This is a genomic window from Advenella sp. FME57 (assembly GCF_014897675.1).
In the GTDB taxonomy this organism is placed as follows: domain Bacteria; phylum Pseudomonadota; class Gammaproteobacteria; order Burkholderiales; family Burkholderiaceae_B; genus Advenella.
In genome coordinates this window covers 44,134-60,515 of record NZ_JABUXU010000009.1, presented here as the reverse complement: position 1 = coordinate 60,515, position 16,382 = coordinate 44,134, and the positions used below count along the sequence as shown (strand labels likewise).

The window sequence follows — 16,382 nt, the reverse complement described above, 5'->3', positions numbered from 1 at the left end:
CGCGTCATCACGATCGCCAATGCAACCCTATATTGATCAGATTCTTGCATTTATCACCCTGCATCAACACTGGGCGGGGCCGGTGATCGGCCTGGTGTCGTTCGGAGAATCACTGCTGATCGTCGGGTTATTTGTCCCTGCGACCGTCATTCTGCCGCTGACAGGTATACTGATTGCCAACGGTACGCTCGAATTTACAGGGGTGCTACTGTGGGGAATAGCTGGCGCCATCCTGGGCGATGCCGTTTCCTACTGGATCGGCAATGCCTACGGCCCCGCCCTGCTCAAAAGCGGCGCCTTGCGCAAACGCCGACGCTCGGTCGCGCGTGCCCGTCTGCTGTTTTACCGATATGGCTTTCTGGCAGTATTTGGCGGTCGCTTCATGGGTGCATTCCGCTCGCTTATCCCCGGCATGGCTGGCATAATGAAGATGCCACAGGGGCGATTTCAGCTGGCCAATGTGCTTTCCGGAGTGATCTGGTTCCCATGGCTGCTCTTGCCCGGGTATCTTGGCGTGCGCGGAGCCGATGCGCTGGGCGCCACAGGCAGCGCCGCCATATTAGCGATACTAGCAGTCGTGTGTATTATCGTTATCGTTTCAAGACGAAGGCGAACTGTGCGTCAGCCGCTGAACAAGCAGTGAGGCCGGCGCAGCAGAACGCAGCTATCCACGCAGTGACAGCCAATGGAGCGCAACAATGAATATGGACTACCGCGAACCCAGAAATGGCGACTTCGCCTTCTATGTAGAAGAACTGAGTCGCCATTTTGATATGAAGGAACAGGCAGTGAACCCGGACTTTTCTTCGGGCTTTCCCTCGCAGTTGGTTAATACGACAGCGCAAGGCAACAGCAAAGCGGCGCAAGCCGGGCCACCACGCAACACTGCTGCCGGGACGGCGACTGCGACCAGTCGCCAGGCTGATATCGACTTTCCCGTGCCACCTAGCGGCAAGCAGCACACAGGGTTTGAAACCAGGCCTGCAGCACCGGCAAAGAAAAAAGGGCCGTCTTTTCCCCTTGCCCTGGTGGCCGGATTGATTGCCGTGGCTGTTTTTATCCTGGCCAACAATACCGACCCTGGCGGCGGTCTGGACATGGACGGCATGCGCTGGCCGCTGATCTTCATTCTGGTGATTCTATTTATTATTTTCAGGCGGATCCGCAATGCCGCCAAACGATTTCCCACTTCGGTCAAAGCCAAAAAACAAACATGAAACTTGATGTCAAAATTTTAGACGAGCGCATGCGCGACCAGTTACCAACCTATGCCACTACCGGTTCGGCCGGGCTGGATTTGCGTGCCTGCGTCGATCAGGAGCAAACCCTGGCGCCCGGCGCCTCGCTATTGGTGCCCACCGGTATTTCCATTTATTTGCAGGATCCTCGCTATGCGGCCATGATTTTGCCACGCTCGGGTCTGGGGCATAAAAGCGGAATCGTGCTGGGCAATCTGGTCGGACTGATCGATGCCGACTATCAGGGTCCCTTGATGGTGTCGGTCTGGAACCGCAGCCAGACGCCGTTTGTCTTAAAACCCATGGAGCGCATCGCGCAACTGGTCGTCGTACCCGTCATGCAGGTCTCGTTCAATGTCGTCGAGCAATTTACACAAAGCGAACGCGGCGCAGGCGGTTTTGGCAGTACCGGCAGCCACTGATACGGCTGCAGCATTGGTCGGCACCGTATGATGCCCATCGTATTCCAGAGCATGGACGCTGGCAGTCCGTACCCGTGAATAGGCTGGAGTGATCTGCTTATACGAGGCCGGCCCCCCTTATTTTCCAGGAAAAAGTAATGAATCAGACAAAACGAACGCTGTTAAAAAGCGCACTGGCCACCCTGATGGGTGCCACCCTGCTGCAACCGGTCATGGCTCAGGAAAAATCGTATCCGAGCAAGCCAATTACCTTTGTTGTGCCGTATTCTCCCGGTGGCCCGCTCGATGGCGTGGCACGTCTGCTGGCCGAACATGCGGGCAAGACGCTAAAACAAACCATTATTGTGGAGAACAAACCGGGTGCAGGCGGCAATATCGGCGCAGGCATGGTCGCTCGCGCCAAGCCTGATGGCTATTCCATCGTCATGGGCGCGGTCGCCACACACGCCATCAACCCGTGGCTGTACAAAAGCCTGAGTTACGATCCGGTGAAGGATTTCGAACCCGTATTGCTGGTATCTGAAGTACCCAACGTGCTGGTGGTGAGTACGGCATTCTCGGACAAAAACAATATCAAGGATGTTGCATCGCTGCTTGAATACGCCAAAAGTAATCCCGGCAAGCTCAATTACGCTTCGGGCGGCAATGGCAGCGCAGGTCATCTTGCCGGCGAACTGCTCAAGCAGCGTACCGGCATTGATGCGGTACACGTCCCCTATCAGGGCGCCAGCCCCGCCAAGCTCTCGCTGCTGTCGGACCAGACCCAGTTTATGTTCGATAACCTGGCCTCTGCCCTGCCCCTGGTCAATGACGGCAAGGTGCGCGCCCTGGCGCTGACCACCAAAGCGACATCGGACATCATGAAAGATGTGCCGACAATGGAAGCGTCCGGCATCAAGGATTTTGATATCAGCACCTGGTTCGGTATTTTTGCCACAGGCGGCACACCAGATGCTGTCGTCAACACATTGCACCAGGCGTTTGCCACGGCCATGCAGGACGAAGCTGTCAAGAAACAACTGCTGACCATGGGTTCGGATACCCAACCTTCCGCTCCCGAGGAGTTTGCCGCGAAGGTCAAAAGTGAAATGGCAAAATACAAGGAGATTGTCAAAATCTCCGGCGCAACAGCGCAGTAATAAAATGGTGCCTGACTTGCGAGGATGAAGATTTGCAATAGTCAGCATTGCAACAGGCACCACAGCAATTATCACCTGGCATCACACTTGCAATCAGTCATGTGTGATGCCAGTTTGCTATCTGGCCTCAGGCAGGCAGTCAAGTATGACCGACAATACGCACGATCGAATCAGGCCGGATGCAGGTCCTTGCCGCTCACCTCTGGCAGAGGCGTCCGGCACCCAGATCCAGGCTTGAGGCACTGGCCGCATTAACGGTGCCAACTTCTGGCAAGAAAAAGGACCGCATTCTGTTTTGCACAAAGATACAGTCCCTGCTCACGATCAACTCACGCTCAACGGCTTGCGCCGCGCCTTACAACACCGTCACGTTCTGCATTATTTGTCTGCCGCATACTGGAAACGACCGTCCTCAATTTTTCCCATGACACGGGCCCGATCATCAAAGCCCTGGTGATCCTTGGCTGAAATATTCAGTACGCCATTGGGGACAATGAGCTCTTTGGTCGATTCAATGGCATCGCGCAAGGCGCTACGAAACTGCGGTGTACCCGGCTGGACGTTGTGCTGCAGCGCCTGCTTCACTGCCTTGTCCAGCAACATGTACGCCCCCCAGGCGTCGCCGGCAAACTGCGTGGCTGAATTGGCGCCGTATTTGGCTTCATATTTTTCTGTAAATTCGCTGGCCACTTTCTTGACCGGGTTGGTATCGGGCAACCCTTTGGCGACCACACCCGGACCGGTAGGAAACAAGGTCCCTTCTACATCCTTTCCGCCCACTTGCAAAAACTCTAGCGTACCAATGCCATGGGTCTGATAGATCACTCCTTTGTAGCCGCGTTGCTTGAGCGTTTTTCCAGGAAGTACGGCGGGCGTGCCGGAACCGGCAATCAGAATGGCATCGGGCCTGGCGGCCATCAGCTTGAGCACCTGCCCGGTTACCGACGAATCGGTCCGCTGATACGACTCGCGGGCAACCACATCAACCTTGCCGGCAGCCAAGTTGGAAAATTCCTTCCACCAGTTTTCTCCGTAGGAATCGGCATAACCGATAAAAGCGATTTTCTTGAAGCCTTTCTTGACCATGTCCTCGACCAGCACCTGGGCCATCAGGCTGTCATTCTGCGGCATCTTGAAGGCCCAGTGGCGCCCCGGATCATCTGGTGGCGTCACAATGGCGGCTGACGCGGCCAGGGCGATCATGGGCGTTTTCGTTTCCTTCAGAACGTCCAGAATCGCCAGCGCAGCCGCGGTCGTATTGGGCCCCACCAAAATATCGATTTTGTCTTCCGAGGTCAGCTTGCGGGCGTTTCGTACCGCTTTGCTGACATCGGTCCCATCGTCAAGTACGATATATTTGGCAGGCTCGCCGCCCAGCGTTTTGGGCCACAGGTCAATCGCATTGCGCGACTGAATGCCAATGGCCGCCGCCGGGCCGGTACTGGAAAGGCTAATGCCCACGGTCACGTCCGCAAAAGCCAGTGGCGTGAGCGTTACGGCAAGCAGGCCGACAAGAACGGTAGTCTTCAATTTCATGGATAAACCTCTGGAAAAACAATGTATCCTGCGGTGCCGCACATTTGCGCAACAGTTTGGGGCCCGACAGGCAACGCAAGAAGTGGCTGCATTCTAACCCGAATGACATCCCAGCGACTGAATCTGGCCGCCGTCAGTCGCGCTTACCTGGGTATGACCATCGATGGCCCCTGCAATCACATCGGACAACAGGGCCAGCGCCTGCGACTGACTATGCACCAATGCATCCACACCACTGCCGGCCTGAACCTGGATCCTGGTCTGGCAGACGCGGGACGACTGCGCCCCCATGCGCACCGGGTTGATGCGCCAGGTGGCGTCAATCACTGCCGCTTTGTTCAGAATCATATCAAAGCGGTGAAAGGTGACCTGTATCAGCCAAACCGGCAGCTTCTGTTCACTGCCGGTAATGCCCTGGATATTGATTGCCCCAAGACGGCTCACCAGGTTCGACGATAGTGTTTTCTGGATTTCATCCTGCAACGAACCCGCCCAGCGGGATCCATTGAGCGGGACCACGGCCGACGAATCGGTTGAACTGCGAATCATCAATTGCGGTTTGTCCACGACATCGGGAATGGTCACATCATGGATATTGACGCCGTATCGGGCCGCGCCCTGCGCACTGGCCGGATCGCTGGCGGCCAACGTGTAATATTGCGTGGGCGCAGAAGCGCAGGCGCCGAGCATGGCGGTGACGGCGACCAACGCCAATGGTCGCAGAGCTGCGGACAAATTACGCATTATCATTGACTTTCCTTGAACGGGATATTGTCTTGCGAACGACCTCGGATCAGCGAGCTGGGCTCAGCCTGAAGATAGTCGCCCAGGCTGCGAATGGACTTGGCCGCCCGCGACAGTTCCTTGATCATGCTATTGAGCTGCAGCATGACCGGGCTCTCGTCGGCTACAACGCCGCGAACGCTGCCCATGGTTTTATTGACGCCATCCAGCGAACGACCGGCCTTCTGCACCGTCGTGGTCAGCGCCGGCACCATCGTGGTATCCAGCGTACGGGCCAGTTTGGATATGCTTTGCAGGGTCTCGTCAAGCGAATGACCGATAGAGTCTATCGGCAGGTTTTTCAGTTTTTCGACGATGACATTCAGTTGCTGCTGCAGTTCGTCAAAGCTGCCGGGCACGGTGGCAATTTCCACAGGCTGCGTGTTCACGTCGGGAACCGGCGGCTTTTTGGCCATTTCCGGGAAATAGTCCAATGCCACATACAGCTGGCCGGTAAAGATGTTGGCAAAACGCAGTTGCGCCTGGATGCCGCTGCTGACAAACTCCTTGAGCGCCACGTCATGAAGCGCTTGGCCATTTTTATCGCGCCGCTGTCCTTCCGGTATCGCTGCGCCCAGGCGATTTTCATAGATCACGCCGTCGACAATCACCGTGGTTTTCTTGGTGGCAATATCAAACTCCATGGAAATATTCTTAACTTCTCCCAGAAGAATACCCTTGAAATCGATGGCAGAGCCTGTCTGCAATCCCCTGACCGACTTGTCGAACTTCATGCGTATCGGAAAAGCAAGCCCATCGGGCCTGGCCAGAGCCTTGTCTTCTGTCGGATTCAGTACAAATCGGGTCCCGTCAGGCGCCGGCTCGGGCTGCGCCTTTTCGTCGACAAGCGGCAACTGGCCGAATGAAATCCCGCCGGCCAGCACGGAAACCAGCGACTGGGTTTTCAGATTGAGTCCGCCCGCATTCAAGGACAGGTCAACGCCGCTGGCATTCCAGAAGCGGCTGTCTTTGGTGACAAAGCGATCATAGGGTGCGTCAATGAAAATCTGGACTTCAACGCCTTTGCCATCCTTGCTGAGCGTGTAGTTGATCACCTGTCCGACCTCCAGGCGGCGATATAGAACCGGCGAGCCCAAGTCTAGGGAATTGAGGCTGGGAGCGGTAATGGTAAACCGTTTGCCGGGCCGGCCGCTGATCAGTTCAGGCGGCTTTTCCAGTCCAATGAACTCATTGCGATATTCTGCCTCGCTCTGATGCGAATCGTCGATATCCACGCCGATATAGGCGCCGGAAACCAGCGTGCCCAATCCGGACACGCCACTGGCTGCCAGGCGAGGCTTGACCACCCAGAACCGGGCCCCTTCGCGCATCAGAAAGTCGGCGTTCTGCTTGAACGATACCTTCACGAGCACCGAGTTGTGGTCATCGGTCAGGGTAATGTCGGTCACGGTGCCCACCACCACATCCTTGTACCGCACCTGGGTCTTGTCGATTTCCAGGCCCTCTGCCGTTTTGAAGGTCACAGTCGCAACCGGCCCCTGCTGCATATAGTCACGCACCAGCAGTGACAATCCGATGATCGCTGCAATGAGGGGCACCAGCCAGATCCACGAGATATTTTTATTTTTCTTTTGCGTAATGACCGGCGCTTTGGAGATGACCGGATTAGGCTGATTGGATGACGCGTCCTGGCCACCTGCCTGCGAATTTTCCTGAGCCCAGCCGCCATGGCCTTGTGCCGCCGCACCTGCTGCTCCCCCGGAGGCAGGTGTTTGGCGGTCTGCCTGCGTCGCGTCGCTTTGCGACGGGCGCTCGGAGGAGTCCGACGGTGGCAGATCTTTTTCAGACATATGATGCTCCTGCCGACAACTTGTTCAGTAAACTATGCATTCTATAGAATAAACGGAGATCCGTTCCTGTTTGTTCCGCAATAAGGCCACTAAGAAAAGGTGGGCGCAGTGGGTGCCGGCTGATAGTCGGGCTGTTCGATATTGTCATCGACCTGATCCCAGCCCTTGCGTATGTCGAAATTCATGGTCGCAAACATGGTAACGACCACAACCATACCAAAGGCAGCGGCACCGACATCGGGTCTGACCGACATCAGAGAACCGAAATTGACTAGTGATGTCAACAGGATAACCACGAAGACATCCAGCATGGACCATTGACCGATCAGTTCCACTGTCTGATACATGCGCGTGTACCGCATCATCGTATCACGACGACCCTGGGCCGAACGACCGATCAAAATACCCAAAATGACAATTTTTGTCAGCGGCACCACAAAGCTGGCGACAAAAACAATCAGCGCCAGGTCCCAGGAGCCTAGATTCCACAACTCCAGGATACCGCCCAGAATGGTATGGGAAGCGGTGCCGCCCAACACAGTGGTGTTGATCATAACCGGATAGAGGTTGGCCGGAAAGTACAGAATAATGGCGGTAAGCAGAATGGCCAGCGTGCGCGTCTTGTGCGCCGGCTTGCGAAAATGCACATGATTATGACAGCGCTGACACGACGCCTCTGGTTCCGTGCTCATGGTGATCTGGCCACATACCTCGCAGTCCAGGGGCAACTGCTGCTGATCAATGGTCACCGGTATGTTCTTTACGGCGCCATCCTGTTCGGCCAGCAGCCAGACCCGCTCGGAAGTGAGCTTGCTCAGGCCGGTAAGCAGAAATGTGAGCGCGGCATAAGCCCACAAGCCGGCCCCGGGCGTGAGCGAGGCCATGTCGGCCAGTTTGACGATAGCCACCAATGCGCCAAGCATGAATACCGGGACCATCGCCCACGGCCGCACCAAATGCAGCCAGCGGCTCAGTTGATTGAGTCCCGGCGCACGCCGACCCTTGCGTGAAAACGCCAGGAGCCAAGTCAGAATCAGGACGTCCAGCAACGGCATCAGAAAGCCGGTGGCAAAACACATGATGGCGACACTAGGATAGCCGGCGCGCCAAGTGGCAGCAACCGCTTCCAGGAAAGTCGAACTGCTTTTGAGCCCGACTGCCGAGATGGTGCCCACCGGCATAAAACTGGCAATGATAAAGGCGATCAGCGCAGTCAGGACAATGGCCAGCCAGGCCGAACTGTTGAGCACCCCCTGGGACCACAAGACCGTACCGCAACGAACGCAAGAAGCGCGCTGGCCCGAGACCAGCGCGCTTCTTTCATGCAGTTGCCCGCAATGATGGCAGGCGATGTAATTGCCCGTCATGCTCAGGAGACCAGCGCTTCTTCCTCAGAATCCTTTTTTTCCTTCGGGTCGGAATCATTGAAAGTGAGCGTGACTTCGTCCTTGTCATCAATATCGACATAGACCGACCCGCCGTTTGCCAGACGACCAAACAGCAGTTCGTCAGCCAGGGCACGGCGGATCACGTCCTGGATCAGTCGTTGCATGGGGCGCGCACCCATAAGCGGATCAAAGCCTTTTTTGGCCAGATGCTGACGCAGGCTATCGGTGAAGGTTGCCTCCACCCGTTTGGCCTGCAACTGCTGCTCAAGCTCAATCAGGAATTTGTCTACCACGCGCATGATAATGTCTTCGGACAACGAAGCAAACGGAATGATGGCATCCAGCCGGTTACGGAACTCCGGCGAGAACATGCGTTTGATTTCGGCCATCTCGTCGCCGCTCTGGCGGCTGTCAGCAAAACCGATAGAACGCCGATTAAGCAATTCAGCCCCGGCATTGGTGGTCATGATGACAACGACGTTGCGAAAATCCGACTTTCGACCGTTGTTATCGGTAAGCACGCCGTGATCCATGACCTGCAGCAGGATATTGAAAATATCCGGATGGGCCTTTTCAATCTCGTCCAGCAACAACACACTGTGAGGCTGCTTGTTGACCGCTTCGGTCAGCAGACCACCCTGGTCAAAACCGACATAACCAGGAGGCGCACCGATCAAGCGCGATACCGCGTGGCGTTCCATATACTCGGACATATCGAAGCGAATCAGCTCGACACCAAGAATGAAAGCCAATTGTTTGGCAACCTCGGTCTTGCCCACGCCCGTGGGTCCGGAAAACAGGAACGAACCGATAGGTTTATCGGGTTTGCCCAGACCTGAGCGCGACATCTTGATCGCAGAAGCCAGTGCCGTGATGGCCGTATCCTGGCCAAAAACCACTGTTTTCAGATCGCGATCCAGCGTCGCCAGCTTGTTGCGATCGTCCGTGCTGACCGATTGCGGCGGAATCCGTGCCATTTTGGACACGATATTTTCAATATCGGCCTTGCCAATGACTTTTTTCTGCCGTGACTTGGGCAGCAGCCGCTGGGCCGCGCCACTCTCGTCCAGTACGTCTATGGCTTTGTCCGGCAAATGACGGTCATTGATATGTTTGGCCGACAGCTCCGCCGCCGCGGTAATGGCGGCCGCCGAATAGCGAACATGATGATGCTCTTCGAATTTGGATTTGAGACCGCGCAAAATAAGGATCGTCTGCTCAACCGTCGGCTCGCTGACGTCGATTTTCTGAAAACGGCGCGAAAGCGCGTGATCTTTTTCGAAAATACCGCGATATTCCTTGTAGGTGGTCGCCCCCATGCAACGCAGCGCGCCCGAGGATAACGCCGGTTTAAGCAGGTTGGAGGCATCCATGGTGCCGCCAGAGGCAGAGCCGGCGCCAATCAGCGTATGAATTTCGTCGATAAACAACACCGCATCGGGCTGGCTGGCCAGCTGTTTGAGCACGGCCTTCAGACGCTGCTCGAAGTCGCCCCGGTATTTGGTGCCGGCCAGCAATGAACCCATGTCCAGTGCATAGACGCGGGCCTTGGAGAGAATCTCAGGCACATTGCCCGTAGAGATGCGCAGCGCAAGGCCTTCGGCAATCGCGGTTTTGCCCACGCCGGCCTCACCGACCAACAAGGGATTGTTTTTGCGGCGCCGGCACAGGATTTGCACCACGCGCTCAATTTCACTGTCCCGCCCGATCAGCGGATCGATTTTGCCGGCCTTGGCCAGCGCATTCAAATCAGAGGCGTACAGCGCAAGCGGCGACTTATTCTCTTCGGGCTCGCCGGACTGCGGCTCGGCAGGCGCAGCGCTTTCGTCTGGCGACGGTGCCGCAGACTTGGTGATGCCGTGGGAAATATAGTTAACCACATCCAGGCGTGTCACGTTCTGCTCCTGCAGATAAAACACGGCATGGGAATCTTTTTCGCTGAAAATGGCGACCAGCACATTGGCGCCGGTGGCCGGGCTTTTCGCATTGCCATTGGAGGAGACATGCATGATGGCCCGCTGAATGACTCGCTGAAAACCCAGAGTTGGCTGCGTATCTACTTCATCGGAGCCGCCCACGATGGGCGTATTGGCGTCGATAAAGGCGCGCAGTTTGCTGCGCAACTGTTCGATATCGGCGTCGCAGGCGGTCAGCACCTCCCTGGCGGCCGTATTGTCCAACAGTACCAGCAACAGGTGTTCGACGGTAATAAATTCGTGGCGTGCCGAACGCGCATCCACAAATGCCATATGAAGTGTCACTTCGAGTTCTTGAGAAATCACAATTTCCTCCGTCTAAACAACTGCCCTGGAAATGCCAGGACCATTACAAATCCACGGGTTCCATCACGCACTGCAATGGGTGCTGATGGGAACGCGCGTACTGCGCAACCGTTGCCACCTTCGTGGCGGCAATATCTCTGGTATAAACGCCACACACTCCCTTGCCATCATGATGTACTTTTAACATGATCACCATGGCTTCTTCTTCGGTTTTCGAAAAAATCTTTTGTAAAACCGAAACCACGAAGTCCATCGGGGTGTAATCGTCGTTTAGCAGTAACACCTGATACATGGGTGGGGGCGCCAATTTTGCCTTTTGCGCTTCAGTGACAATGCCTGACTGCTGAGCCATACCAAACCTGCTTAAGAAAGTCTTTATATTGATACTTTATACGATATTTCAAGTGGTGTTGTTTATGAACCCCAGAATTATCGGTAATTTCCACTATTGACTCACATAATATTAATCCGCATCATTTATTTATACTGAAAAATAGTATCCACAAAGCTGTTTCAGTATCTTTTCGGCAGATGACGCGTCACCGGTCATTTGCCATGGGTTGGTAAAATCTTGAGCAGAGGCTGTAAGAATGTCAGAAACAACAGAAACATCAGTCCCGGAAGAAGGCGGTAACAAACAGACCGGGACCGTGAAATGGTTTAACGATGCCAAAGGATTCGGTTTCATTACACCCGATGGCGGCGGCGAAGACCTTTTTGCCCACTTTTCGTCTATTCAGATGAATGGATTCAAAACACTCAAAGAAGGTCAGCGCGTTACTTTCGAAATTGCACAAGGTCCAAAAGGGCAACAGGCGCTTAATATAATGGCAGCATAGCCTGTATAATTACAGACTATGTCCATACCCCTGCCCGCATCAAGGTTCTTGCGGTTAGCGTTTATTGCGGGCTGCACCATCCTGGCAGGCCTATTGCTGGCCCCACGGATTGCTGTCGCCCGCGTTTCCATTTCCGGCCCTTCTGGTGCCGGCGCTTCTGCCGCAAACATCTCATTGCAGATCAACAACAACGCAATCACAGCCGAAGTGGCCGACACCGAACCGTTGCGCACCAAAGGGTTGATGCATCGCAAAACGCTGGCACACGACCACGGAATGCTTTTTGTGTTTGCCGACGACCAGCCCCGCTGTTTCTGGATGAAAAACACCCTGATCCCGCTTTCCATCGCCTTCTTGGACAGGCATGGCACCATTGTCGCCCTGGATGAAATGCAGCCGCACAGCGAGGTGCCTCACTGTTCCGGTGCAGATGCCCGATACGCACTGGAGATGAACCATGACTGGTTTCGTAGCCACCACATCCAGGTCGATGATAATATCAAGGCTGTCATACCGGACACCCTGCCCGCTGCAAAAGATGGCGTGCCGGCAACACTACAGTAAAGGTTATTTATGAAAGGAATCAGGATCGCCCTGCTGGGAAGCTGCATAAGCTTGCTTGCTGGGTGCGCAGGCATTACGCTGCCCGAATATCACAAACCGGCCATTGAACGAGATTCGGACATTCAGCCCAAACAACTGGCCAACTGCATCATCAATGGCTGGAAAGGCCCCTATCCTGCCGCCAATTTGACAGAGTCCGATGCCGACTATTATTTTGGCGCCATTCCAGGACCGGATGCGCCCAAAGCAAAAATCAGCGTCACGCCGCGTTCTCTTGATTCCAATTCAGGGTCGCGCGTTACCCTGCGGGTGGCACAAGGCACGTCGGCAGACATCGTGACCATTGTCGAGCAATGCATGCGCTGACGAGCAATGCTCCGCAGCCAAAAAGAAACCGCCAGTCATTAACTGCACTGGCGGTTTTTTTTCATGCAAGGACGAATCCCTGCCTGGCGTTATCAACCCAGATTTTTACTGGCAAAATCCCAGTTGGCCAGCTTCCAGAAAGATTCCAGATATTTGGGGCGCGCATTGCGATAGTCAATGTAGTATGCGTGCTCCCAGACATCACAGGTCAACAGTGCAACGTCGTCTGTCGTCAGCGGTGTTTTGGCATTGCTGGTATTGACGATATCGAGTGAACCGTCTGTTTTTTTCACCAGCCAGGTCCAGCCTGAGCCAAAGTTGCCTGCAGCGGCTTTGTTGAATTCTTCCTTGAACTTGTCAACACTGCCCCATTTTTTGTTGATGCCTTCGAGCACGGCACCTGACGGTTCGCTGCCACCAGGAGTCAGGCTGTTCCAGTAGAACGTGTGGTTCCAGATCTGCGCTGCCTGATTGAACATCACGCCATCGGATTTTTTCACGATCTCTTCCAGGCTGGCATTTTCGAATTCTGTACCAGGGATCAGTTCGTTCAGCTTGTCAACGTAGGCCTTATGATGTTTGCCATAGTGGTATTCGAGCGTTTCTTTAGAAATTGTGGGAGCAAGTGCATCCATTTCATAGGGAAGTGGAGGTAAGCTGTGTGCCATGTAGATCTCCTTGTCAAAGTGAAAAAGGTCTTCTGATGATACCTTAAATTCTAGCTGCGATTGGGAATGACCCTGACTTGCTGCGTACCTTTCTCCAGTTCCACCTTCAGGGTCTGTCCATCATGCAGCGCGCCGGGGTCGCGCTGCACATGCCCTGCTTCATCATAGACGATGGCGTAACCGCGTCCCAGCACAGCACGTGGATTTATGGTTTCAAATTGCGTATGCGTGCGCTCAAAACGGCGCTGGGTTTGGCTAATGACGCGGTCTGTCGCACGATCCAGGCGCGCCATCAGGGTTGCAACCCGGTTTCTCGCGTGCGTCACCTGGGGCGCAGTGTGTTCCAGCGCCTGGGTCAGCATGGCGACCCGGTTCCTTTTATGAGTCAAGCCGGTTCGCAAACTGCCATCAAGCTGCCTGACCGCATGCACGACGCGCACCCGATCGGCACGGATCTTCTGCGCCGGCGACACCAGCCGGCCCGTCAAACGATCTAGCCGCAAGCTGTAATGCTCCAGCATACGTTGCTGATGCCGTGACAGCCTGCCGGTCAAACCGGCAATATCATTCAGGATATCCTGCCGCGGCCGGCAAACCAACTCTGCGGCGGCAGTGGGTGTGGGCGCGCGCAGGTCTGCGACAAAGTCGGCGATCGTAAAGTCGGTTTCGTGCCCCACGCCCGAAACCACCGGAATCCGGCTAGCCGCAATCAGCCGGGCCAGCGCTTCATCGTTGAAACTCCACAGGTCTTCCATACTGCCGCCGCCACGAACCAGCAGCAAGACGTCTACTTCATTGCGCATCTGGGCCTGCGCCAGGGCACTCATGATTTCGGTGGCGGCATCCCTGCCCTGTACCGTGGTCGGATAGATCACGATGCTCACATGCGGCGCCCGGCGAGTGAGTGCGCTGAGCACATCCTGCAAGGCGGCTGCGCCGAGCGAGGTGATGACGCCGACGCGACGGGCAAATGCCGGCAACGGGCGTTTGCGAGACGCATCCAGCAGGCCTTCTTGCTGAAGGCGCGCGCGAATGGCCAGAAATTGTTCATACAAATTGCCCTGTCCCGCCCGGCGCAGCGACTCCACCTGCAACTGATAATCCCCGCGAGGTTCATACAGCGTCACGCGGGCACGTACGTCGATCCGATCACCCGACGCTGGCACAAAATCAAGCTGCGTCGTCTTACCGCGAAACATGACGGCACGCACCGACGCGCGATCATCCTTGAGGGTGAAATACCAGTGGCCGGACGAGGCCCGGACAAAGTTGGAGATCTCGCCCGTAACCCACAGCGTGGGCACGCCTTGTTCAAGCAGCCGGCCGACGCGCCGGTTCAGTTGAGCGACCGATAACATTTTTTCGCTTGACAAGGCGTCGTAATTTTCCTGATTTTCCAAAATTCCAATTCCAAACTGTCCACAAAAATTAAAAATCAAGAGCCTGGGCTTTTTTCCGGCGCATTACAATGGCTTCCTGATTTGATTTCTGAGAAATATCTCGTATCTTATTGAATTTAAACAAAATTAAATATTTCAATTAAATTGCACAATGATTAAGCAAACAAGCCCGGCACTTGTGTAGATACGCCATTACAGCATCTTATTCACAGAATTATCCACAGAAAATGTGAGTAGTTACATTTGCCCATTTTGGCACCACCGTCAACTGCAGATTTTGTGCATTGCATGATTTGCCCGCGCCTGTCAAGACCGGCGATTTGTGCAATCGATCATCAGTGCAAACGCCGGCCCACTCAAAAAGCAATATTCCGATTTGATGCAATAATGTTCGTGATATCCGGCGCCATCGATGACGATGGACCGCGATCGGTCCGAATGACCATCGCTGGCTCGAGAAGCCATTTTTCGGCACAAGAAACAAGTACACTGGCCGTTTCCGATTTTACCGGACGCCAGTCATATATCCGACCATGGTACTGAAAAAAAACGCTGACCTGACCGACACCCTGCTGCGCCAATGGCAAAGCGGCGGGCCGCTGTCCAACATACTGCTGCCGCTGTCATGGATCACGCGCCTGGCCGTTGCCATCCGGACAGGACTCTACAGGCACGGTCTGAAAAAACCGAATCGCCTGCCGGTCCCGGTCATTGTCGTAGGCAATATTTTCGTTGGCGGCACCGGTAAAACCCCATTTGTTCTGAGCCTGATCGCTGCATTGCGGCAACGTGGCTGGCAGCCTGGCGTGGTCAGTCGCGGCTATGGCATTAACGTCGGTCCCGAACCTCGCCATGGCTACGGCGCCCAGGTCGACGCCACCTACTTGGGCGATGAACCCTCCATGCTTGCACACGCCGCGCCTGTCGCGATACACCCGGACCGGGCGCGGGCTGCACGTTGCCTGCTGCAACAGTATCCGGACACCACGGTCATCATCGCCGACGATGGCCTTCAGCATCTGGCCCTGGGGCGTGATATCGAGATCGCTGTGCAAGACAGCCGCGGCATCGGCAATGGCCGCCTGCTGCCTGCAGGCCCGTTGCGCGAACCCGCCACAAGACTGGCATCGGTTGATTATCTGGTAATCAATATCCCTGCAGATGAACCCGTTGCAAAGCTGCCGCCAGACAAAGCCGACCGAAGCGAACAGCGCAAGCCGCGGCAGGTGACCATGCAATTGCACCCGACCCGCATGCTTCATTTGCGCTCCGGTCAAAGCATGCCGCCAGCGCAATGGACGGCTGCGCACCGGGGACAGCGCATTGCTGCCATTGCGGGCATCGGTCATCCGCCACGATTTTTCAGGACACTGGCGCATGCTGGTATCGCCGTGCATCAGTCCATTGCCTTTCCCGATCACCACGCCTATTCGGAGACCGAGATTCGGGCCATTGATGCCGACGTGATCCTGATGACGGCCAAGGACGCAGCCAAATGTGCGGCCATGCAGGACGAGCGCCTGTGGAGCATGGAGGTCGCCCCCCGGTTTTCCGATGCAGTTTTTTTTGACCGAATCACCGAACAACTCAAATCATTACCGGTATACTGACCCATTCAACCGATTACACCACACTTACTATGGACACGCATTTTCTCAAGCTCCTCGTCTGCCCGCTGTGCAACAGCCCCCTGCGCCATGACCAGAGTGAGCAGGAACTGATCTGTCAATACGACCAGCTGGCCTACCCGATCAGAAACGGCATACCCATTATGCTCAAAGAAGAGGCGCGCGCGCTCAGCCAGAATCACGGCGCATCGGCAGCAACGGCTCGTCCCCAGGACATCCGCCCGAGCGAATCCGCCGCAGAACCGGCGCCAAAGCAGACTGGCAGCAAGACAACCGCGCCCCAATCCAGATCGGCCACGCCCGGCGGCAAAGACTAAT

At 55.5% G+C, this 16,382-nt stretch carries 17 protein-coding genes; 9 read left to right on the top strand and 8 right to left on the bottom strand.

The annotated features are described in order from the left end of the window. The first annotated feature begins 19 nt into the window (after positions 1-19). The 4 genes from INT32_RS11835 (at position 20) to INT32_RS11820 (ending at position 2,799) form a co-directional block, all read left to right on the top strand. Positions 20-643, top strand: coding sequence for a DedA family protein (locus INT32_RS11835; RefSeq protein ID WP_193088942.1), 624 nt, complete (start codon positions 20-22; stop codon positions 641-643). 55 nt (positions 644-698) lie between these two features. After that, the gene (locus INT32_RS11830; RefSeq protein ID WP_193088941.1) at positions 699-1,217 is read left to right on the top strand and encodes a hypothetical protein; all 519 of its coding nucleotides are present in this window, start codon (positions 699-701) and stop codon (positions 1,215-1,217) included. Further along, positions 1,214-1,660: a dUTP diphosphatase gene (dut, locus tag INT32_RS11825; protein WP_193088940.1), complete on the top strand. Its 447-nt coding sequence runs from the start codon at positions 1,214-1,216 to the stop codon at positions 1,658-1,660. The genes INT32_RS11830 and dut overlap by 4 nt, the downstream gene beginning before the upstream one ends. A 137-nt stretch (positions 1,661-1,797) precedes the next feature. Then, on the top strand, positions 1,798-2,799 hold the full coding sequence (locus tag INT32_RS11820; protein ID WP_193088939.1) for a tripartite tricarboxylate transporter substrate binding protein: 1,002 nt from the start codon (positions 1,798-1,800) through the stop codon (positions 2,797-2,799). Between the two features lie 378 nt (positions 2,800-3,177). Here the strand turns inward: INT32_RS11820 and INT32_RS11815 are convergent, their stop codons facing one another. The 6 genes from INT32_RS11815 to clpS all read right to left on the bottom strand — a co-directional run bounded on the left by INT32_RS11815 (position 3,178) and on the right by clpS (position 10,951). After that, on the bottom strand, positions 3,178-4,335 hold the full coding sequence (locus INT32_RS11815) for an ABC transporter substrate-binding protein (protein WP_193088938.1): 1,158 nt from the start codon (positions 4,333-4,335) through the stop codon (positions 3,178-3,180). A 93-nt stretch (positions 4,336-4,428) separates the two neighbouring features. Further along, positions 4,429-5,085 (bottom strand): membrane integrity-associated transporter subunit PqiC, encoded by a 657-nt coding sequence (locus INT32_RS11810; protein WP_193088937.1) that lies wholly within the window; start codon positions 5,083-5,085, stop codon positions 4,429-4,431. Beyond that, positions 5,082-6,929, bottom strand: coding sequence for an intermembrane transport protein PqiB (locus INT32_RS11805; protein WP_193088936.1), 1,848 nt, complete (start codon positions 6,927-6,929; stop codon positions 5,082-5,084). The genes INT32_RS11810 and INT32_RS11805 overlap by 4 nt, the downstream gene beginning before the upstream one ends. Positions 6,930-7,018: 89 nt before the next feature. Continuing rightward, positions 7,019-8,296, bottom strand: coding sequence for a paraquat-inducible protein A (locus tag INT32_RS11800; RefSeq protein WP_193088935.1), 1,278 nt, complete (start codon positions 8,294-8,296; stop codon positions 7,019-7,021). Between the two features lie 2 nt (positions 8,297-8,298). Continuing rightward, positions 8,299-10,599, bottom strand: coding sequence for an ATP-dependent Clp protease ATP-binding subunit ClpA (clpA, locus tag INT32_RS11795; protein ID WP_193088934.1), 2,301 nt, complete (start codon positions 10,597-10,599; stop codon positions 8,299-8,301). Positions 10,600-10,642: 43 nt separating this feature from the next. Beyond that, positions 10,643-10,951, bottom strand: a complete 309-nt coding sequence (gene clpS, locus INT32_RS11790) for an ATP-dependent Clp protease adapter ClpS (protein WP_193088933.1) — start codon at positions 10,949-10,951, stop codon at positions 10,643-10,645. Positions 10,952-11,189: 238 nt separating this feature from the next. Here clpS and INT32_RS11785 point away from each other — a divergent pair, with 238 nt between their 5' ends. Genes INT32_RS11785 through INT32_RS11775 form a run of 3 tightly spaced genes read left to right on the top strand, consistent with a single transcriptional unit; the run spans position 11,190 to position 12,368 of the window. Continuing rightward, entirely contained in the window at positions 11,190-11,438 is a 249-nt protein-coding gene (locus INT32_RS11785; protein ID WP_014751120.1) for a cold-shock protein, read from the top strand. A gap of 18 nt (positions 11,439-11,456) precedes the next feature. Then, positions 11,457-12,002 (top strand): DUF192 domain-containing protein, encoded by a 546-nt coding sequence (locus tag INT32_RS11780; RefSeq protein WP_193088932.1) that lies wholly within the window; start codon positions 11,457-11,459, stop codon positions 12,000-12,002. 9 nt (positions 12,003-12,011) lie between these two features. Beyond that, positions 12,012-12,368: a hypothetical protein gene (locus INT32_RS11775; protein ID WP_193088931.1), complete on the top strand. Its 357-nt coding sequence runs from the start codon at positions 12,012-12,014 to the stop codon at positions 12,366-12,368. 92 nt (positions 12,369-12,460) lie between these two features. Here the strand turns inward: INT32_RS11775 and sodB are convergent, their stop codons facing one another. After that, positions 12,461-13,036, bottom strand: a complete 576-nt coding sequence (gene sodB / locus INT32_RS11770) for a superoxide dismutase [Fe] (protein ID WP_193088930.1) — start codon at positions 13,034-13,036, stop codon at positions 12,461-12,463. Between the two features lie 50 nt (positions 13,037-13,086). Further along, on the bottom strand, positions 13,087-14,394 hold the full coding sequence (gene xseA, locus INT32_RS11765) for an exodeoxyribonuclease VII large subunit (protein WP_193089078.1): 1,308 nt from the start codon (positions 14,392-14,394) through the stop codon (positions 13,087-13,089). 575 nt (positions 14,395-14,969) lie between these two features. Between xseA and lpxK the strand changes: the two genes are divergently transcribed. Both lpxK and INT32_RS22385 read left to right on the top strand, forming a co-directional pair. After that, complete coding sequence (gene lpxK, locus INT32_RS11760; protein WP_193088929.1) at positions 14,970-16,046, top strand: tetraacyldisaccharide 4'-kinase; 1,077 nt, start codon at positions 14,970-14,972, stop codon at positions 16,044-16,046. A gap of 29 nt (positions 16,047-16,075) precedes the next feature. After that, positions 16,076-16,381 (top strand): Trm112 family protein, encoded by a 306-nt coding sequence (locus INT32_RS22385; RefSeq protein WP_193088928.1) that lies wholly within the window; start codon positions 16,076-16,078, stop codon positions 16,379-16,381. The last annotated feature ends 1 nt before the right edge of the window (position 16,382 follow it).